This is a genomic window from Pseudomonas sp. TH39(2020), assembly GCF_016650715.1.
GTDB lineage: Bacteria > Pseudomonadota > Gammaproteobacteria > Pseudomonadales > Pseudomonadaceae > Aquipseudomonas > Aquipseudomonas mandelii_C.
This window is the reverse complement of record NZ_JAEKFF010000008.1, coordinates 238457-258554: the sequence shown is the minus strand read 5'-3', so window position 1 is coordinate 258554 and position 20098 is coordinate 238457. Positions and strand designations below refer to the sequence as shown.

The window sequence follows — 20098 nt, the reverse complement described above, 5'->3', positions numbered from 1 at the left end:
CGCCATGAGCCCTTTCCTGGAGCAACTCCTCAACGCACTCAACGGGCTCATGGGGCCGGATGGTTTGAGCCGGTTGTTTTTCATGCTTTTCCCCTTGTTTCTGATCTTTGAATTGCCCCTGATGATCATGGTGATGCTGGGTGTATTGCGCTGGTTCACACGTCGACGCACCCGCGTGCCGAAGATCAGTGTCTATCGGCCCAAGGTCTCTTGCATCATTACCTGCTACAGCGAAGGGATGGATGTCCAGACCACGCTGTTAAGTCTGTGCGAGCAGACGTACCCCGGACACATCGAGATGATTCCGGTGGTGGACGGGGCCACGGTGAACCAGCCGACGCTCAGCGCCGTGCGCAGTTTCTACGTGGATCCGCAGTTGTACCCCAGACGCCATTTGCGCCCGATCGCCAAGTGGCAAAGGGGCGGGCGGGTGTCGTCATTGAACGCCGGCCTGTCGCTTGCCGGCGGTGAAATCGTGATGGCGCTCGACGGTGATACGTCCTTCGACAACAACATGGTCAGCTCCATCGTGCGCCATTTCGAGGACCCATCGGTGCCTGCGGTTGCCGGTAGTCTGCGAGTACGCAATGTCTGGGCTTCCTGGGTGACGGCGATGCAGGCGCTGGAATACCTGTTATCCATCCACATGTCGAAAATCGGTCTGGCCGAATGGAACCTGGTCAATAACGTCTCGGGGGCCTTCGGGGCATTTCGTCGCAGCTTTCTGGTGAAAATCGGTGGCTGGAACACGCACACCGCGGAGGATCTGGACCTGACGTTGCGCATCAAAAGTTACTTCAAGCGACACGACTTGAGGATTCCCTTCGAGCCGGAAGCGATTGGACACACCGATGCACCGTCGACGCTCAGTCAGTTTCTGATGCAACGCTTGCGCTGGGATGGCGACCTGTTTTTTCTGTACATCAGAAAGCATAACCACAACATCAACCCCAGCTTGTTGGGCTGGCCGACCTTTCTGATGATCCTGCTCAGCGGCTTCTTTTTTCAGCTGGTGCTGCCGTTCCTCATCTTCAGCTACACCTTGCTGGCGTTATTTGTTCTGCCGGGCAAGACGCTGTTGTTCCTGTTTGTACTGATCTATGCGCTGTACCTGACGATCACCGCGATGTTATTCGCCGCCATGTTGTTGATGGTGTCCGACCGACCTGCAAAGGACATGACCCTGGGGTTGTTGGTGCCTTTCTTCCCGCTGTTCATGCTACTCCTGAGGTGCTGGAGCGCAGTGGCCATGCTCAACGAGATCTTTCGTCGGGGCCACGAAGAAAGCTCGATGGCGCCGTGGTGGGTGCTTAAACGAGCCACGAGGTTTTGATATGCGATCGATACTTCTGCTGCTGACGCTGTCGTTGCCCCCGATGATACTGGCCGCACAACCAGTGCCGGCTCAGGCGGCGGTGGCGCCGTCGAGCCAATGGTCCCAGGCCAGTTATGTCTGGGACAGCGAAGCGTTGCTCGATCCCGACCAACGTAAGGCGGAGCTCGAGCAACTGCGTAAAGCCGGGATGGACAAGATCTACCTTGGCCTCAAGTCCGCCCAGTTGAAAGACCTTGCCACGACGCGCCAACGGCTGGAGCAATTGTTGCAGGACGCGGCCGGCAAGGGGGTGCAAGTCAGCCTGTTGCTCGGCGATCCAGCCTGGATCGAGCCGCAGGAACGCCATCAGCTCACCGATTTACTGGCGAAGCTCAAAGGGCTTTCATTCACCAGCCTGCACCTGGACCTGGAGCTCGAACAACTGGGCGTGCCGGTCCCGGATCAGCGCGTGAAGGACTTGCTCGACACCTTGCGCGCGGCCTCCGCAGCGAGCCCTTGGCCGGTGGAGATTTCCAGCCACCATCGCTGGTTCGCTGAGACAAAACCCGGGAAAACCTGTTTTCCGTGCGGGCTCCCCGGCGCCGGTGTGCGCCAGGTCAGCCTGATGATCTACACCCGCAACCCGAAAAACAGCGCACGAATGGCCGAGCAGATCGCCCAACGCTGGCCGGATCTGCAGTTTCGCCTGGCGCAAAGCACGGAGCCGCAACTGGATGCCACAGAATCCTGGGCCGGTGCGTCGACTGAGCAGTTGCAGCATCAGACCAGTGTCTGGCGCGAACAGCTGCAACCACGGGGGATTGCCGGCATTGACTGGCAAGCCTGGCGAGACTTTCCAAAACGGTGAGCCGTCATGAAGATTCGATTCGATAGTCGCAAAGAACTGAATCCCACCCAGGAGCAGGGTTTGACTGTGCTCTACGCGCCGGGCAAACGCATGGCGTTTCGCGTGCGCTGGTATTTGATCCTGTTCCTGGTCGCGAGCCCCTTGCTCTGGCTGGGAGGGAAACTGGCTTACGGCCTGGTGATGATCGACGCGCCGGCGCAATTGCGCCTGCCGATTCTTGAGGTGCGCGCGCGGGATGCCGGTCGGGTCGATCAGCTGTTCGTCATGGCCGGGGAGCAGGTCCAGATCGATCAGCCGTTGGTCAGTCTCGACAATCCCGAATGGCGTGCGCGGCTATTGCAGCTCGCCGCGATGCCGACCAAAACGGTGCCCGCCACCAACGCCAAACTGGACACCCAGGAGCGTCAGTTGCTCAGGACTCGAGTGAATAGGACTGAGCAGCGCGTGCAGGTGCTTGAAGACCTTGTCGCATCAGGCGCCGTCTCTCGTGGAGAAGTGCTGGCCGCCCAGTCCGAACTCGACGCTTTCAAAGCGGACCTGTTGGCGTTCGAGCGCCGCGAGCAACTGGCTCGTCAGTCGCCGTTGAGCGTTGAGCGCGAGATTATTCAACAGACCGCCGAGCAACAGTGGTTGAAGACGCGCCTCGCCGCATTGTCGGTCAAGGCTACCCAGAGCGGACGAATTGCGGAGGTATTGGTCACGCCTGGCGAAAACGTCGGCGCCGGTACGTTGTTGATGCGCCTTGAGCGACTGGAAGAGCCCCTGCTGTGGATTTATCTGGAACCGCTGAACATCAGCTACGCCGCGATTGGCCAGCCGCTACGCGTTCGCATGCCCGATGGCGAGTGGTTGGCGGCCCATGTTGTCCAGGCCGTCGACAGCGCCGGTCGCACGCCGACGGTGTTGCGTGGGCCGTTCGCTGCCAGCGAGATGGGTTTGCAGGTCGCTGCCCGGTTTGATCGCCCCCTGTCGCCGCGATGGAGAATCGATCAACTGCCGTTGAATGTTCGCTTTCCCACCGACTGGCAACAAATGGTCAGTAACAGCCGTGAACTCATCGAGCAATTAGGCGACTTCATTGCAATGGATCGGACACCCACCACCGCACAGGGGAGTAAATAAATCATGACTGCTGATCGAATTCTTGTGACGGGCGGTGCCGGTTTCATAGGCTCGCACCTGGTCGAAGCACTGCTTGAAAGCGGTTATAGCGTTCGGGTTCTGGACGATCTTTCCAGTGGAAAATTGTCGAATTTGCCGATTGATCGCTGCCATTTGACCCTGGTGGTGGGGGATGTCGCCGACGCGCCGACGGTGGAGCGGGCGATGAAAGACTGCAGCGCGGTGGTGCATCTGGCGGCGGTGGCCTCGGTGCAGGCGTCGGTCGATGACCCGATCGCGACTCACCAAAGCAACTTCATCGGTACGCTGAATATCTGCGAAGCCATGCGCGAGGCTGGCGTTAGACGGGTGGTTTACGCGTCCAGTGCGGCGATCTATGGCAACAATGGCGAGGGCATGGCAATTACCGAGGACACGCCCAAGAATCCGCTGACCCCGTATGCCGCCGACAAGCTGGCCAGCGAACATTTCCTCGATTTCTACCGACGCCAACACGGTCTCGAACCGGTCATTCTGCGGTTTTTCAATATTTACGGACCCCGTCAGGACCCTTCATCGCCTTATTCCGGCGTGATCAGCATTTTCAGCGAGAGGGCGCAAAAAAAACTCCCCATCACGGTTTACGGTGATGGGGAGCAAACAAGGGACTTTGTTTACGTCGATGACCTCGTAAAGGTCCTGGTTCAGGCGGTCGGTGAGTCAGAGCCGATTAGCGAACCGGTCAATGTCGGGTTTAACCGATCCACCAGCGTTAACGAACTCGTGGCGACGTTAAGTGAACTCCTGGGACGACCCGTGACGCTGAACCACGACGCGCCGCGTTCCGGTGACATCAAACATTCGCGCGCCGACAACAGTCGCCTGCTTGAGCGTTTTTCCTTGAACTCACCGACCTGTTTTACCGAGGGTCTGGGTCAATTGCTCAGAAGTATTGATTCCGGGGGGCGGTAGCGGCGCGCTCAGTCGCCAGCAGGTGCTCCTCCAGCACATCGTTCAGGAAACGGAACTGATCATTGAGCCCAATCACTTCATTGTTGAAGTGATTGGCGGCGGACGGCATCAGCAACGCCTCGAAGTTTTTGTCGAACACCAGTTCGAACGTTTTGCGCGAAACGAATGACTGGGAGTAATAGTTATTGCCGAACACCGCAAAGCTCACGGCCAGGGTCACGGAGTGAATCATGACGTGCGCTCCTCGGACAGGACGTACCAGGAAAAAACGCTCAGGGTAACGGCCGTCAGGGCCAGGCAGGTCAGGAGATGGATAATCATGATTCGCCCCTCCGATACGGGGTTTTGCGTTGGGTTAGGGCTGATCCTACGCTGACGGTTTTTACGCGGAAGGCATTCGTGGCGATGGTGAATATCGACATAAGTGATGGTGAGGTCTTCGCCGTCTGATCCGGCCTCTTCGCGAAGGCGATCTGAAGAACACCCCCAACCCCAAACGAACAAACACCGGCACCTATACTCAAATTAATAGACCTTTGAACACCGGACATTCCGTTCGGGCAAGTCTGTAGGAACCGCGATCTTGAACCTGCGTTCGCTGATCGTCGCCGTGTTGGTGGTGTTGGCGGGATGCGTCACGACTGCGCCTGCCCCGGTGGAAGTGGTGCCGGTGATTGTTTCCCAAAGCACCTGGCAGATGGTCGACCAAGAGATTGTCGCGGCCTCGCAAACGGCCACCGAGCAGACCAAAATCTACGCGCGCGGTGCCATGGATTACTGGCGAACGCGGGTCTATGAACTGACCGAAGAGAACTTCATTCCCTGGTTCAGCAGTTACTGGACCCAGGAATGGCTGTCGATGAAGGTCAGCTGGTACACCCTCAGCGCCAAGGGTGAACAGGATGCCTCGGCCAAGCGCCTGGCGGCCTATCTGCTGGAGCAATACCAACAGCGCGTGCTGGCGCCGGTCGCGGTAGAGATCGATCCCGACGCGATTCTCGGCCTGGCAACGGCGTTCTACGTGGACATTCTTCAAGAAGAACTGCAGAAAATCTCCCAGCGCCACGGCGTGCCGATGGCTCAGCTCAACGGGCGGATCCAGAAAATCCCGGCGATTGCCCTGGGGCCGCCACCTGCTCGGGATGCTTCGCTGTACCAAGTGGTGCACACCCAGCCGCTGAACACCTTGCCGGCCTATGCGGCGCTGATCGAGAAAATCCACAAGGCAGGTGGCGACAAGGGCGTGGGTTCGACAGACACCGCCATGGCGCCGGTGGCCAAGCGCGCCAGCAAACGGATGGAAGCCGAAATGGTCCCGCGAGGTGCGGCCAGTGCAGTGGCCGCTGCAGCGGGAAAATTGGCCGGGGGCTTGATTTCCGTGGGTGTGGCGGGGATTCGCGCGATTATCCAGGCCAATGACCGGCCGGACAGCGAGGCACTGATTCGCAGCAGTCTGGGTAACACGTTCGACAAGGCCTGGCTGAAGCTGGTGCAAAACCCGACCACCGGTGTGATGGCCGGTACGTTCTACATGGCGGCGCAGATCGAGGGCAATTTGGCGGGGAGCGCCGAAGTACCGTCGGTCAGTTCGGGCAGCGGATCTGTCGATTGGGGGCCGACGGAATCGACTAACCAGCAGATCGCCCCATAACCCAAGGAGAACGACCATGTCCTACGTTGATGGCTTTATCGCAGCCGTACCCACCGCCAACCGCGAAAAATTCAAGAAACACGCCGAAACCGCCGCGGTCATTTTCAAGGAAAGCGGCGCCCTCAGCGTCGCCGAATGCTGGGGCGACGACGTCCCTGACGGCAAAGTGACCTCGTTTCCGATGGCGGTAAAACTCAAGGAAGACGAAACCGTGGTGTTTTCCTGGATCATCTGGCCAGACAAGGCCACCCGCGATGCCGGCATGGAAAAACTCATGAACGATCCGCGCATGCAACCAGACGTCAACCCGATGCCGTTCGATGGTCAGCGGTTGATCTTTGGCGGTTTCGAAATGATCGTAAAAGCCTGAAACCAACGGCAGGATCACTCCGGCGTCGGGGTGGTCCTGCAACTCTTGCGATTACGAATCTCGCTGTCCGTCGGCCGCTCTTTGATGAACTCGAAGCGCGGCTCACCTTCGTTGTAATGAACCAGCCAGCCCCATTCCAGCTCGGACTCATCCTGACCGGGTTTCGGTGGCACGGCCCACCATGGTTCCTTGCTGATGATCTCTCGCATGGCCCCCTCCAGTTGAATCGTTTGCATGAACTATAACTTGGATGTCAGGAGGTGCCAGGTATGAGCGACGAATCCCATGAGCCGTTAAAACGGCTGTTTTTTGCCCTGAACTGCGCTCCCGAGCAACGTCGGGCCATTGCCCAATGGCGCAGCGCACTTGAGCTCAGGAGCGGGCGCCCGGTGCCGGTGGAAAACTTTCATCTGACGTTGATGTTTTTGGGCGCTGTCGAGGTGGCGCAGATTGCCGATATCTGCACGGCCGCTGCCAATATTCGAACGCCGGGTGTGCCCTTGAGGGTTGCGCTTGATCGGCTGGATGTCTGGCGCAGGGCAGGGGTGTTGGTACTCGCGCCGGAGCAGGCATCACCGGAGTTGCTGCGGCTGGTTTATGCGCTTGAACAGGCAATGCTGCCGTTCGGGTTTGAGGATTCGCCCAAGGAATTCCGCCCGCATCTGACGTTGATGCGCGATTACCGAGTGCCGGTACCTGAGTCCGCGACGCCACCCGAGTTTTATCTGCGGGCTGATCACTTCACCCTGTTCGAATCCCATAAGGGCCGCTACCGAGCGCTGGCCGAGTGGCCGCTCGTTCCATCATAAAAAAAGGCGCCCGAGGAGGGCGCCCAAATTCACCTTAACCGAGGAAGCCAGGTGAGGCCGTTCTACAGATAGGAGTGCAGCGATGGTAAGGCGCTGCGGGAACGGAAATCTTCGGCATTGATCGTTCCCACGCTCCGCGTGGGAATGCAGCCCGGGACGCTCCGCGTCCCTCCAAAGCCGAACGCAGAGCGTCCGTGGAGGCATTCCCACGCGGAGCGTGGGAACGATCGGTGCCGAGTGAATTACTTGCCGAGCTTCACCCGTGTCCACCCGCGGGTCATCACCCGCTGAACGCCAATCGGCATGTCCGGAATCGCATACAACGTCGCCATCACCTCCTGCGACGGATACGAACCCGGATCATCCCGAATCGCTTCATCTACCAAAGGCGTGGCCGCCGCGTTGGCGTTGCTGTAGCCGATGTTGTTGGTGATCTCGGCGATGATGTCCGGGCGCATCAGGAAGTTCATGAACAGGTAGGCGTTTTCCACGTTCGCCGCGTCCCGAGGGATCGCGACCATGTCGTAGAAACTGCCCGCGCCTTCCTTGGGAATGCTGTAATCGACCTTCACCTTATCGCCAGCTTCTTGGGCGCGCGCCTTGGCTTGCAGTACATCACCGGAGTAACCGACCGCTACGCAGATGTTGCCGTTGGCCAGGTCCGAGATGTATTTCGAGGAATGGAAGTACGCCACCGAAGGGCGAATCTTCATGAACAGCGCTTCAGCTTCGGCAATCTGATCCTTGTCCTGCGAGTTCACCGGATAGCCCAGATAGTGCAGGGCGGCCGGGAGCATCTCGGTCGGCGAATCAAGGAAGCTGATGCCGCACGCTTTCAGCTTGGCGGCGTTTTCCGGCTTGAACAGCAAGTCCCAGGAGTTGGTCGGCGCATTGCTGCCGAGCACTTCCTTGACCTTTTCCGGGTTGAAGCCGATGCCGATGGAGCCCCACATGTACGGGAAGGCGTGACCGTTATCCGGATCGCTCGCGGAAGCGTTTTTCAGCAGGACCGGGTTGAGGTTCTTCCAGTTCGGCAGCTTCGACTTGTCCAGTTCCTGATAGACGCCAGCCTTGATCTGCTTGGCCAGGAAACTGTTGGACGGCACGACGATGTCGTAGCCGGATTTGCCGGCGAGCAGCCGTGCCTCAAGGGTTTCATTACTGTCGAACACATCGTAGGTCACGCGGATGCCGGTCTCGTCTTCGAACTTCTTGACGGTGTCCGGGGCGATGTAATCCGACCAGTTGTAGACGCGCAGTACCTTGTCATTGGCCTGGGCGCCGGTAGCCATTGCGCCCAATAAGGACAGTGTCAGCAGAGTCCTGCCAAACATTTTCATCGGTACAACTCCATTCTTTTTTATTCAAATACGCAAAACAGTTGCAGTCTTCGCGCACCCCTTGTAGCCGCTGGCGAAGCCTGCGGCTACAAAGTGTGCGTCCTGTAAGCCCTTAAGCCGTCGCTTCTACCATTCGCTTTTCAGGTTGCTGCCAGGATTCGCTGGCGGTCTGGTCCATCGCTTCCTGGATCGCACGTTTGCGGGTCGCTTCGGCGCGGCGGCTGAAGTACCAGACCATGAAGGTCACGATCGATACGGCGAGCAGAATCAGGCTGGCCACGGCATTGATCTCAGGCTTCACGCCCAGACGCACCGCCGAGAACACTTCCATCGGCAGGGTCGTGGAACCCGGGCCGGACACGAAACTCGCCAGCACCAGGTCATCCAGCGACAGGGCAAACGACATCATGCCGCCGGCCGCCAGTGACGGCGCGATCATCGGAATGGTGATCAGGAAAAACACCTTGAACGGCTTCGCCCCGAGGTCCATGGCCGCTTCTTCGATGGACAGGTCCAGCTCACGCAAGCGCGCCGAGACCACCACCGCCACATACGCCGCACAGAACGTGGTGTGCGCGATCCAGATGGTGACGATGCCCCGTTCCTGAGGCCAGCCAATCAACTGCGCCATGGCCACGAACAGCAGCAACAGCGACAGACCGGTGATCACTTCCGGCATCACCAGCGGCGCCGTCACCAAACCACCGAACAATGTGCGGCCCTTGAAACGAGTAACGCGAGTCAGCACGAATGCTGCCAACGTCCCCAACGCTACGGCGGCAATCGCGGTGTAGCAGGCGATTTCCAGTGAGCGCACCACCGAACCCATCAGTTGCGAGTTATCGAGCAGGCCGGCGTACCACTTGAACGACCAGCCGCCCCATACGGTCACCAGTTTCGAGGCGTTGAACGAGTAGATCACCAGAATCAACATCGGCAGGTAGATAAACGACAGGCCGAAAATCAGCATGAACTTTGAAAATCCGAAGCGTTTCATCCCCGTGCCTCCATCTCTTTGGCCTGACTGCGGTTGAACAGCAGAATCGGCACAATCAGGATCAACAGCATCACCACCGCCAGGGCAGACGCCACCGGCCAGTCGCGGTTGTTGAAGAACTCTTGCCACAGCACGCGACCGATCATCAGGGTCTCCGGGCCACCCAACAGCTCCGGAATCACGAACTCGCCGACCACCGGAATGAACACCAGCATGCAGCCGGCAATGATGCCGTTCTTGGCCAGCGGCACGGTGATTTTCCAGAAGTTGTTGAAGTTGCTCGAACCCAGGTCCGAAGCGGCTTCCAGCAGGCTTTGATCGTGCTTGACCAGGTTGGCGTACAACGGCAACACCATGAACGGCAAGTAGGCGTAAACCACGCCGATATACACGGCCGTGTTGGTGTTGAGGATCTCGATCGGGTGATCGGTCAGCCCGGTCCACATCAGGAACGCGTTGAGCAAACCGTTGTTGCTCAGGATGCCCATCCACGCATAGACGCGGATCAGGATCGCCGTCCAGGTCGGCATCATGATCAGCAACAGCAGAACGTTTTGCGTTTCCTTGCTCGCCTTGGTGATTGCGTAGGCCATCGGGAAACCGATCACCAGGCACATCAGCGTGCTTAAAAACGCCACCTTCAACGAGCCGAAGTAGGCCGAGATGTACAACTCATCCTGAGTCAGCAACGAGTAGTTGCCGAGGTTCAGCAGCAGCTGGAATTTCTGCTCGGCGAAGGTGTAGATCTCTGAGTAAGGCGGAATGGCCAGGGCCGCTTCCGAGAAGCTGATCTTCATCACCAGGAAGAACGGCAACATGAAGAACAGGAACAGCCACAGGAAAGGAACCCCGATGACGAGCTTTCGACCACTCGGCATCAGCCGCATAAACTGCTGATTGAGTGTTTTCATGAGCGCAGTACCACGCCGCTGTCGTCTTCCCACCAGACGTAGACCTTGTCGTCCCAGGTCGGACGGGCGCCACGGCGTTCGGCGTTGGCCATGAACGACTGCACGACCTTGCCGCCAGGCAGTTCCACGTAAAACACCGAGTGGCCGCCGAGGTAGGCGATGTCATGCACCTTGCCGCTGGACCAGTTGTAGCGGGTATCGGGTTGGGTGGTGCTGACCAGCAGTTTTTCCGGGCGGATGGCGTAGGTGATCGACTTGTCCTGCACCGAGGTGCTGACGCCGTGACCGACGTAGATCTTCTGCTCCAGATCCGGGCTGTGAATGATCGCGTGACCTTCAAGGTCTTCCACAACCGTGCCGTCGAAGGCGTTCACGTTGCCGATGAATTCGCAGACCATGCGACTGACCGGCGCCTCATAAATGTCCACCGGGCTGCCGATCTGCGCGATCCAGCCGAGGTGCATGATGGCGATGCGTTGGGCCATGGTCATGGCCTCTTCCTGATCGTGGGTCACCATCACGCAGGTCACGCCGACGCGCTCGATGATCTCGACCAACTCCAGTTGCATCTGCGAACGCAGCTTTTTATCCAGCGCGCCCATCGGTTCGTCGAGCAGCAACAGCTTCGGACGCTTGGCCAGGGAGCGAGCCAGGGCCACACGTTGACGCTGACCGCCGGACAATTGATGGGGTTTGCGTTTGGCGTATTGGGTCATGTGCACCAGTCGCAGCATCTCTTCAACGCGGGCGTCGATTTCGCTGGTGGACAGACGATCCTGCTTCAGGCCGAAGGCGATGTTCTGCGCCACCGTCATGTGCGGGAACAGCGCGTAGGACTGGAACATCATGTTGATCGGCCGTTCGTACGGCGGCATGTCGGTGATGTCGACACCGTCGAGCAAAATCCGGCCTTCGGTCGGGCGCTCGAAACCTGCGAGCATGCGCAGCAGGGTCGATTTGCCGGAGCCGGAACCGCCGAGCAGGGCGAAGATTTCCCCTTGATGGATCTCAAGCGAGACATCGTCCACCGCGGTGGTTTCGTCGAATTTCTTGGTGACGCGGTCGACTTTCACCAGCACCTTTTTCGGTGACTGGTGACCTTCAAGAGCCTTCCTGTAGATGCTGGAGGCGTTTGCCATGTGAAACTCCCAACAGGTTTCAGTCGTCGGGCCAACGCGGCCTGACTTAATAGTTGATTGCAAGCCCTATGGAGTGATGCCAGAAGGTTCAGCGCTGGCCCCTGTGGGAGCGAGCCTGCTCGCGATAGCGGTGGATCAGTCAACATTGATGTTGCATGACACATTGCATTCGCCGGCAAGCCGGTCTCGCTCCCACAAAGGTATTTCGCTGGCTTAACTGGCCTCACCCTAACCGGGCTTATTCGGCGCCGCCGTCCTGGCTGCCTGGTGGTACTTGTTGTTATCGCGTTTGTTGTTGTCGTGAGGGACCGGTGCGCAAAGGCACGCCCGCCTGACTCACGGGGGCAGTAAATTGATTGAATCGTGTTTTGAAGTCAGCGCTTATTACGTAGCGCCGCCCGTCGCCGGCATGCATCACCGAACGCCTGGAAAATACTCAAGTAAGGAGGATTCGACAGAACCTGCCATTCCGGGTGCCATTGCACACCAACGGCAAAGGTCGGGCTGTGTTCCACCGAGATCGCTTCGATCAGGCCATCCGGCGCGACGGCTTCCGCACGCAGGCCGGGCGCCAGTCGGTCGATGCCCTGGCTGTGAATCGAATTGACCTGGAACGCCTGCGGCAAATCCAGCGCCTGGAACACACCGCCCGGCTGCACATTGACCGCATGAGCCGGGGCGTACTGCACGGCCAGGTCCGGATGGTTCGCTTCCCGGTGATCCAGCATGCCCGGGAGTTCGTGGACCTTCTGATGCAGGCTGCCCCCGAACGCCACGTTCATTTCCTGAAAGCCCCGGCAGATGCCGAGCACCGGAACACCCGCCGCAATGGCCGCACGCAATAAGGGAAGGGTGGTGGCGTCCCGCTGCGGATCGTGATCCGTGCCGGGGGCGCTGTCGGGGCCTTGATAGTGGAAGGGTTCCACATTCGAGGGCGAGCCGGTCAGCAGCAGACCGTCGAGCTGCGCGAGCAGGTCATCGATTTCGGTCAGGTCGCCTAAGGAAGGAATGACAACCGGCAGCCCCAAAGCCGCGACGCTGACAGCACGCAAGTACTTGTCGCCGCTGACATGGTAGGGGTGCAGGCCAATCTGTTTGACGCACGCAGTAACGCCGATCAATGGCTTGAGTGCCATTTTTATCACCTCGAAGTTTCACACTTGAACGAGCTTTTCCGGAGCTTAGCCTTGTTGATTTTAATTAACAACTCTCATGTAAAAAATTCTAAACGCCACACGTCCGATCCTCAGGATTTACACGGTGCGCAAGACTGATTTGGCACTCTCGTGCCCAAGAAAGGCCAGAAAATAAAGGTTGAGAGGCTGAGTGTTCGCTATTGACTTCACTTTGCCGTTCGGGTTGACTGGGCTCGCAACAAGGTAGTGAACATAATAATTAACAGCTAATAGGTGCATCATGTCGGTCCCTCTGCGTACCGTTCAACTCAACGAAGCAAACGCATTCCTTAAGAAATATCCTGAGGTTTTGTACGTCGACCTTCTGATTGCGGATATGAACGGTGTGGTGCGCGGCAAGCGCATCGAACGCACCAGTCTTCATAAGGTTTACGAAAAAGGCATTAACCTCCCGGCGTCGCTGTTTGCCCTGGACATCAACGGTTCTACGGTGGAAAGCACCGGCCTGGGTCTGGACATCGGTGACTCAGACCGAATCTGCTTCCCCATCCCCGATACGCTCAGCATCGAGCCATGGCAGAAGCGCCCGACCGCGCAACTGTTAATGACCATGCACGAACTCGAAGGCCAGCCGTTCTTCGCTGACCCTCGCGAAGTGTTGCGTCAGGTCGTGAGCAAGTTCGATGCAATGGGCCTGACCATTTGCGCCGCGTTCGAACTCGAGTTCTATCTGATCGACCAGGACAACGTGAACGGTCGTCCGCAATCGCCACGCTCGCCGGTTTCGGGCAAGCGTCCAATGTCGACTCAGGTGTACTTGATCGACGACCTCGACGAATACGTCGATTGCCTGCAAGACATCCTCGAAGGCGCGAAAGAGCAGGGCATCCCTGCCGACGCCATCGTCAAGGAAAGCGCCCCGGCGCAGTTCGAAGTGAACCTGCATCACGTCAACGACCCGATCAAGGCCTGCGACTACGCGGTGTTGCTCAAGCGTCTGGTGAAGAACATCGCCTACGACCACGAGATGGACACCACCTTCATGGCCAAGCCGTATCCGGGCCAGGCGGGCAATGGTTTGCACGTACACATTTCGATTCTCGACAAAGAAGGCAACAACATCTTTGCCAGCGAGGATCCCGAGCAGAACGCCGCACTGCGTCACGCGATCGGCGGTGTGCTCGAGACCCTGCCGGCGCAGATGGCGTTCCTGTGCCCGAACGTCAACTCGTACCGTCGTTTCGGCGCGCAGTTCTATGTACCGAACTCGCCGAGCTGGGGCATCGACAACCGTACCGTTGCGGTACGTGTGCCGACCGGTTCGCCGGACTCCGTGCGCATCGAGCACCGTGTGGCGGGCGCCGATGCCAACCCGTACTTGTTGATGGCGTCGGTGCTGGCCGGTATTCACCACGGCCTGACCAACGAAATCGAGCCGGGCGCACCGGTTGAAGGCAACAGCTACGAGCAGAACGAGCAGAGCCTGCCGAACAACCTGCGCGATGCATTGCGCGAGCTGGACGACAGCGAAGTCATGTCGCGCTACATCGACCCGATGTACATCGACGTGTTCGTGGCGTGCAAGGAAAGCGAGCTGGCCGAGTTCGAGAACTCCATCTCGGACCTTGAGTACAACTGGTACTTGCACACGGTTTGAGTCTGCGAAGGCCCTCACCCTAACCCTCTCCCAGGGGGAGAGGGGACTGACCGGGGGATGCCCGGGAGCTCCTGCGACCTGAAGCTTTTGTATCGAATCCATAATCGACTGGATCGATCAGGTCGCTGAATGTCCCGAGACAACTCGGTCAGTCCCCTCTCCCTCCGGGAGAGGGCTAGGGTGAGGGCTGGATCCCAAGCCGGACACATCAGCCAGACAACCACCCAATTTCCCCCGCGTCGAGTCACAACCATGACAAACACTCGCAGCGACTGGGAGCAACGCTTCCAGTCCTTAACACTCGAAGGCCGCGCATTCATCGACGGTCAATACTGCCCGGCACTCAGCGGCGACACCTTTGAATGCATCAGCCCGGTCGACGGTCGCTTCCTGGCCAACGTCGCCAGCACCGACGAAGCCGACGCCAATGCGGCGGTCGCCGTCGCACGCCGCACCTTCGAATCCGGCATCTGGGCGCGATTGGCACCCGCAGAGCGCAAGCGCATCCTGATCCGCTTCGCCGACCTGATCCTGGCCAACCAGGAAGAACTCGCCCTGCTCGAAACCCTCGACATGGGCAAGCCGATCAACGACTCGATGAACATCGACATCCCGGCGACCGCCAACGCGATCCGCTGGAGCGCCGAAGCCATCGACAAGATCTACGACGAAGTCGCCGCCACGCCCCACGATCAACTCGGCCTCATCACCCGCGAACCTGCCGGTGTGGTCGCCGCCATCGTGCCGTGGAACTTCCCGCTGATCATGGCCAGCTGGAAGTTCGCCCCAGCCCTCGCGGCCGGTAACTCGTTCATCCTCAAGCCTTCGGAAAAGTCGCCACTGACCGCCATCCGCATCGCCCAACTGGCGCTGGAAGCGGGCATCCCGAAAGGCGTGTTCAACGTCCTGCCGGGCTACGGTCACACCGTCGGCAAGGCGCTGGCGTTGCACATGGACGTCGACGTGCTGGCCTTTACCGGCTCGACCGCGATTGCCAAGCAACTGCTGATCTACTCCGGCCAAAGCAACATGAAACGCGTCTGGCTCGAAGCAGGGGGGAAGAGCCCGAACGTGGTGTTCGCCGATGCGCCGGATTTGCGCGCGGCAGCACAAGCGGCGGCCGGTGCGATTGCCTTCAACCAGGGCGAAGTCTGCACCGCCGGTTCACGCTTGCTGGTGGAGCGTTCGATTCGCGAGCAGTTCATTCCGTTGCTGGTGGAAGCGCTGCAAGCCTGGAAACCAGGACACGCTCTGGACCCGGAAACCACCGTCGGCGCAGTCGTCGATCAGCGTCAACTGGACAACGTGCTGCGCTATATCCAGGTCGGCAAAGACCAGGGCGCTCAACTGATCGCGGGCGGCAGCCGCACCCTCGAAGCCACCGGTGGCCTGTACGTGGAGCCGGCGATCTTCGACGGCGTGACCAACGCCATGACCATCGCCCGGGAAGAAATCTTCGGCCCGGTGCTGTCGCTGATCACCTTCGACACCGAGGAAGAAGCGCTAGCCATCGCCAACGACAGCATCTTCGGCCTGGCCGCCGGCGTGTGGACCCGCAACCTGAGCAAGGCTCACACCTTCGCGCGCGGCTTGCGCGCCGGCAGCGTCTGGGTCAACCAGTACGACGGCGGCGACATGACCGCACCGTTCGGCGGGTACAAGCAGTCGGGTAACGGTCGGGACAAATCGCTGCATGCGTTCGACAAATACACCGAACTCAAAGCGACCTGGATCAAGCTCTAACACCTCTACAACGGCGGCCGCCGGCACATGCCAGCGGCCATCGGAGAAACCTATGAAACAAACAACACATGTAAACAGCTACTACGCCGCCACCCGCAACTTCACCGGCGACTTCCCGGTGCTTGAAGAGCTGGTGGAATGCGACGTCTGCGTGATCGGCGCCGGCTACACCGGTTTGTCCTCGGCCCTGTTCCTCGCCGAAGCCGGCTACAGCGTAACCGTGCTCGAAGCCGCCAAAGTCGGTTTCGGCGCCAGCGGTCGCAACGGCGGCCAACTGGTCAACTCCTACAGCCGCGACGTCGACGTCATCGAAGAACGCTACGGCGACAAGACTGCCGAAGTCCTCGGCAGCATGATCTTCGAAGGCGCCGACATCATCCGTCAGCGCATTCAGCACTACGACATCCAGTGCGACTACCGCCCGGGCGGCATCTTCGCCGCACTGAACAAAAAGCAACTCAAAGGCCTGGCCGAACAGAAAAGCAGCTGGGAACGCTACGGCAACAAAAATCTGAAAATGCTCGACGCGGCTGACATCAAGCGCGAAGTCGGTTGCGACAACTACGTCGGTGGCCTGCTCGACATGCAGGGCGGCCACATCCACCCGCTGAACCTGGCCCTCGGCGAAGCCTCGGCCATCATCGGCCTGGGCGGCAAAATCTACGAACAATCGGCGGCGGTGGAAATCACCTATGGCGAACCGATCACCGTGCGCACCGCCAAAGGCGTGGTCCGCGCCAAGTACCTGCTGATCGCCGGCAATGCCTACCTGCCGCAAGACCTCGACAACCGCGTGACCCGCAAAAGCATGCCGTGCGGCTCGCAAATCGTCGTCACCGAACCGTTGTCCGAAAAGGTTGCGCGCAGCCTGATCAAAAACAACTACTGCGTCGAAGACTGCAACTACCTGCTCGACTACTACCGCCTCACCGCTGACAACCGCTTGCTGTACGGCGGCGGCGTGGTCTACGGCGCCCGCGAACCGGACGACATCGAACAACTGATCAAGCCGAAAATCCTCAAGACCTTCCCGCAACTAAAGGACGTGAAAATCGACTACCGCTGGACCGGCAACTTCCTGCTGACCATGTCACGCATGCCGCAATTCGGCCGCATCGAGAAAAACGCCTACTACATGCAAGGCTACAGCGGCCACGGCGTCACCTGCTCGCACCTGGCCGGCAAACTGATCTCGGAAATGATCCGCGGCGACGCCGAACGCTTCGATGCATTCGCTTCGCTCCCGCACATGCCCATGCTCGGCGGCCGCACCTTCCAGGCCCCACTCACCGCCATGGGCGCCGCGTACTACGCGCTGCGCGATCGATTCGGCATCTAAGCCTGACGCAATCCCTGTAGGAGCGAGCCTGCTCGCGAAGACGGCGGCACAGTCAACATTGATGTCGCCTGACACACCGCCATCGTCGGAACGCCGCCCGGAGCAAGCTCACTCCCACAGAGATCCACGGCATACACAAAATGTGTACACAACCGGGATCAAACTGTGGGAGCGAGCCTGCTCGCGAAGAGGCCATACGAGTCGCTATCAACTCCACCTGACACCCAGCAATCACATCCACAATTTGCGAGACCAAACCACCCGACTTCAGGCCAAAACAACCTTTTTACCCAACCATTTATCGAACCTGCTGAGCAACACCACCAAACGTGATTTAATACCCGCCTTTCAAATTTCCGGGACAGGGAAGCGGTGTTTTCGCGGCCAAAAGTCGCCCGCCATCCACCCCCATAACCCTTAAGTATTCTTCGCATAAGGCTGTCATGGACACGGGCTCACGACTCAAACTAGTACGCGAAAGCTACAAACTCTCCCAGCGCGAGCTGGCCCGGCGTAGCGGCGTCACCAATGCCACCATCTCCCTGATCGAACAAAATCGCGTCAGTCCCTCCGTCAGTTCCCTGAAAAAACTGCTCGAAGGCATACCTATGTCTTTGGCGGACTTCTTTACCTTTGATCAGCCGCCGCGTGAGCACCAATACGTATTCCGCGCCAATGAACAGCCGGATCTCGGCCGTCATGGGCTGCGGTTGTTGCTGATTGGCGCTTCGGTGCCGAGTCGGCAAATGCGGCTGTTGCGCGAGCAATACGCGCCTGGAGCGAGTTCGGGGGAAGAGCCGATTGTGCATTCGGAAGGGGAGGAGTGTGGGTTGGTTACGCGGGGGACGGTTGAGTTGACGGTTGATGGGCAGATTAGTGTGTTGAATGCCGGGGATGGGTATTACTTTCCGACGACGTTGCCGCATCGGTTTCGGAATATTGGGGCGGATGAGGCGGAAATCATTAGCGCCAACACACCGGCTAACTTCTGATATCAAAACGGACGCCAACCTGTAGTAGCTGCCGAAGGCTGCCTCCGCGGCCAACACCAATGCCCAATGGAAACCGCGGCACAGGTTTTTTTCAAAGTAAATGGACTTCACTTCATAACTGCACCACGCATCCGGCCCCTCGAACGGCTGCCAAGTGCCGACTACTGCCTGTCATGCCGGGCAGCAATCGGCCAGAAGCAGTCACTCAGAATGCTACAGCTGCCGCCCCGCTATCCGTGACCACGATCTACTGTATATTTCGGTTCAGATGGAAATGTTGCGAAAGGATTGAAGCGTGGTAGTAATACGGGAATGGTTAGCTCGACTGCAAAATCATCAGGCGCCCGTCACGCAATGGGCGGCTCAGCGTCGTGACGAAGCTGCGCATCTGCTCGGCAAAGCAAAGGAGAGTGGAGACTGGATAGCGCTGACTATCCACTACAACGGCTTCATTCGCGAAGTCGCCATCAGGGCGCTACGTGACCAACCCTCTCCCGAAGCATTAGTAGCATTGATCGAGCGGTTGAACGATTGGGTGCCACAAATTCGCGATCTGGCAACGGAAAGTCTAAATCATTATCTATCGCCCTCCCATGTTCAGGCCTTGTTGTTCGCGCTCGAACCCCTCATGGCGCTGGCTTCGCGTCACCGTGCAGACCACGGCCCTACGCTGAGGGCAGTGCGCAACACCCTTCAGGCGACCGAGGTTCACTCTGATGTCTACGCAAACTTCCTGGCGCGACAAGGCAGCGCGGCACGCTACCTGTTTAAATTGTTGCTGGAAAAAGATATCGATAAACAGACGCTTCTGCGAGACGCGCTGGCCCATCGAGAATTAACTGTACGCGTGGCGGGCGTGGCTGCTTGCCAGGCGCTGCCAGATGCGCAAGCACTGCAATTGCTACGAGAAGCCCTTCCACGTCCAGGGGCGAAGGTACGAGTCTGCGTGATGCGTGCCCTGCTGCCGTTGCTGGAAAATCCACAACCGTTGTTGTGCGCGGCCTTGCTGGATGACTCGCGGTCCATCCGCAGTCTGGCGCGCTGGGTAGCACCGAAGCACGATATTGATGCGCGGGCCATATTGGCAGGACGACTGACGGAAGCCTTCCCCAAAGCAAAGCGCGGTTGGCTGGGTATCCTCGGGCTGGCAGCAGAGCTTGATGTCGAACTCGAACAACGCTGGTTGATGGCAGCTGCACGATCCAATTATCCCACCGTGCGACAAGCCGCTATGGGTCAACTGAGCGAGGGACAATCGGTTGAGCTGTTTGCGGCACTCGACGATCCATCGGACACCGTATTTCTTGCAGCTGTCGCCCAACTGAACAAACAATCGTGGGCTTCATTGCATACCGGGCTGGACGCCAAACTGGACAGGGATTGGCATGAGCTATCCGATAAGCGCCGTCATGCCCTCATGCGACTGCGTCCGAAATGGCAACAAGTAGCTTACCTGCTGGCACGGTTGACTACAGAGCCCACTGTACAAGTGTTTTGGGCAAAAAAGGTCAACCTGTGGTGCGAAGAGCAATATCAAATTGTCGATCCGGTCACGTCCAGGTCCGAGCGGGGGAAACTGATTGAGCAGCTCCGAGGCCTGGCATCGGAAGGACTTATCAGCAGCACCAATTTCGCACGAATCTCGAAATGATGGGCGTGTGTGGCATAGAGCATAGCGGCACCTTCCGGCCAGAAGCAGTGGCCAATGGATGGCATGAACCTGCTACGCTGCGTCCTCGCAGGAGTGTGAGCCAGCCT

Annotated in this window: 19 protein-coding genes; 12 read left to right on the top strand and 7 right to left on the bottom strand. The window is 58.9% G+C overall.

The window, feature by feature from the left end; translation table 11 throughout:
* The first annotated feature begins 4 nt into the window (after positions 1-4).
* The 4 genes from JFU47_RS29475 to JFU47_RS29460 are packed head-to-tail and all read left to right on the top strand — an operon-like array spanning position 5 to position 4256.
* Positions 5-1333, top strand: a complete 1329-nt coding sequence (locus JFU47_RS29475; protein WP_201187682.1) for a glycosyltransferase family 2 protein — start codon at positions 5-7, stop codon at positions 1331-1333.
* 1 nt (position 1334) lies between these two features.
* Positions 1335-2183, top strand: a complete 849-nt coding sequence (locus JFU47_RS29470; RefSeq protein WP_201187680.1) for a hypothetical protein — start codon at positions 1335-1337, stop codon at positions 2181-2183.
* 6 nt (positions 2184-2189) lie between these two features.
* Positions 2190-3305, top strand: a complete 1116-nt coding sequence (locus JFU47_RS29465) for an HlyD family secretion protein (RefSeq protein ID WP_201187678.1) — start codon at positions 2190-2192, stop codon at positions 3303-3305.
* 3 nt (positions 3306-3308) lie between these two features.
* Positions 3309-4256, top strand: a complete 948-nt coding sequence (locus JFU47_RS29460) for an NAD-dependent epimerase/dehydratase family protein (RefSeq protein WP_123367906.1) — start codon at positions 3309-3311, stop codon at positions 4254-4256.
* Here JFU47_RS29460 and JFU47_RS29455 read toward each other — a convergent pair.
* Positions 4228-4488 (bottom strand): hypothetical protein, encoded by a 261-nt coding sequence (locus JFU47_RS29455; RefSeq protein ID WP_140681432.1) that lies wholly within the window; start codon positions 4486-4488, stop codon positions 4228-4230. The two genes, JFU47_RS29460 and JFU47_RS29455, sit on opposite strands and share 29 nt — an antisense overlap.
* A gap of 351 nt (positions 4489-4839) precedes the next feature.
* Here JFU47_RS29455 and JFU47_RS29450 point away from each other — a divergent pair, with 351 nt between their 5' ends.
* On the top strand, positions 4840-5907 hold the full coding sequence (locus tag JFU47_RS29450; RefSeq protein ID WP_201187676.1) for a hypothetical protein: 1068 nt from the start codon (positions 4840-4842) through the stop codon (positions 5905-5907).
* 16 nt (positions 5908-5923) lie between these two features.
* The gene (locus JFU47_RS29445) at positions 5924-6277 is read left to right on the top strand and encodes a DUF1428 domain-containing protein (protein WP_140681436.1); all 354 of its coding nucleotides are present in this window, start codon (positions 5924-5926) and stop codon (positions 6275-6277) included.
* Between the two features lie 14 nt (positions 6278-6291).
* Here JFU47_RS29445 and JFU47_RS29440 read toward each other — a convergent pair whose 3' ends face one another.
* The gene (locus JFU47_RS29440; RefSeq protein WP_008151815.1) at positions 6292-6486 is read right to left on the bottom strand and encodes a hypothetical protein; all 195 of its coding nucleotides are present in this window, start codon (positions 6484-6486) and stop codon (positions 6292-6294) included.
* Between the two features lie 60 nt (positions 6487-6546).
* Here JFU47_RS29440 and thpR point away from each other — a divergent pair, with 60 nt between their 5' ends.
* Complete coding sequence (thpR, locus tag JFU47_RS29435) at positions 6547-7086, top strand: RNA 2',3'-cyclic phosphodiesterase (RefSeq protein ID WP_123367910.1); 540 nt, start codon at positions 6547-6549, stop codon at positions 7084-7086.
* Positions 7087-7328: 242 nt separating this feature from the next.
* Here the strand turns inward: thpR and JFU47_RS29430 are convergent, their stop codons facing one another.
* The 5 genes from JFU47_RS29430 to JFU47_RS29410 all read right to left on the bottom strand — a co-directional run bounded on the left by JFU47_RS29430 (position 7329) and on the right by JFU47_RS29410 (position 12609).
* Positions 7329-8426, bottom strand: coding sequence for a polyamine ABC transporter substrate-binding protein (locus tag JFU47_RS29430; protein WP_201187675.1), 1098 nt, complete (start codon positions 8424-8426; stop codon positions 7329-7331).
* Positions 8427-8538: 112 nt separating this feature from the next.
* A complete protein-coding gene (locus tag JFU47_RS29425; protein ID WP_201187674.1) occupies positions 8539-9423 on the bottom strand; it encodes an ABC transporter permease subunit in 885 nt (294 codons plus the stop codon).
* A complete protein-coding gene (locus JFU47_RS29420) occupies positions 9420-10301 on the bottom strand; it encodes an ABC transporter permease subunit (RefSeq protein WP_161990859.1) in 882 nt (293 codons plus the stop codon). Before JFU47_RS29420 ends, JFU47_RS29425 begins: the two co-directional genes overlap by 4 nt.
* 29 nt (positions 10302-10330) lie before the next feature.
* Positions 10331-11473, bottom strand: a complete 1143-nt coding sequence (potA, locus tag JFU47_RS29415) for a polyamine ABC transporter ATP-binding protein (protein ID WP_123367913.1) — start codon at positions 11471-11473, stop codon at positions 10331-10333.
* Positions 11474-11847: 374 nt separating this feature from the next.
* Positions 11848-12609 (bottom strand): gamma-glutamyl-gamma-aminobutyrate hydrolase family protein, encoded by a 762-nt coding sequence (locus tag JFU47_RS29410; RefSeq protein WP_201187673.1) that lies wholly within the window; start codon positions 12607-12609, stop codon positions 11848-11850.
* A gap of 280 nt (positions 12610-12889) precedes the next feature.
* Between JFU47_RS29410 and JFU47_RS29405 the strand changes: the two genes are divergently transcribed.
* From JFU47_RS29405 to JFU47_RS29385, 5 genes are all read left to right on the top strand, one after another.
* On the top strand, positions 12890-14266 hold the full coding sequence (locus JFU47_RS29405; RefSeq protein ID WP_111448612.1) for a glutamine synthetase family protein: 1377 nt from the start codon (positions 12890-12892) through the stop codon (positions 14264-14266).
* A gap of 252 nt (positions 14267-14518) precedes the next feature.
* The gene (locus JFU47_RS29400) at positions 14519-16009 is read left to right on the top strand and encodes an aldehyde dehydrogenase (protein WP_201187672.1); all 1491 of its coding nucleotides are present in this window, start codon (positions 14519-14521) and stop codon (positions 16007-16009) included.
* Between the two features lie 52 nt (positions 16010-16061).
* The gene (locus JFU47_RS29395; protein ID WP_140681444.1) at positions 16062-17348 is read left to right on the top strand and encodes an NAD(P)/FAD-dependent oxidoreductase; all 1287 of its coding nucleotides are present in this window, start codon (positions 16062-16064) and stop codon (positions 17346-17348) included.
* 443 nt (positions 17349-17791) lie between these two features.
* Positions 17792-18340, top strand: coding sequence for a cupin domain-containing protein (locus tag JFU47_RS29390; protein ID WP_007895886.1), 549 nt, complete (start codon positions 17792-17794; stop codon positions 18338-18340).
* 295 nt (positions 18341-18635) lie between these two features.
* Positions 18636-19991, top strand: coding sequence for a HEAT repeat domain-containing protein (locus tag JFU47_RS29385; RefSeq protein WP_140679956.1), 1356 nt, complete (start codon positions 18636-18638; stop codon positions 19989-19991).
* Positions 19992-20098: the final 107 nt, after the last annotated feature.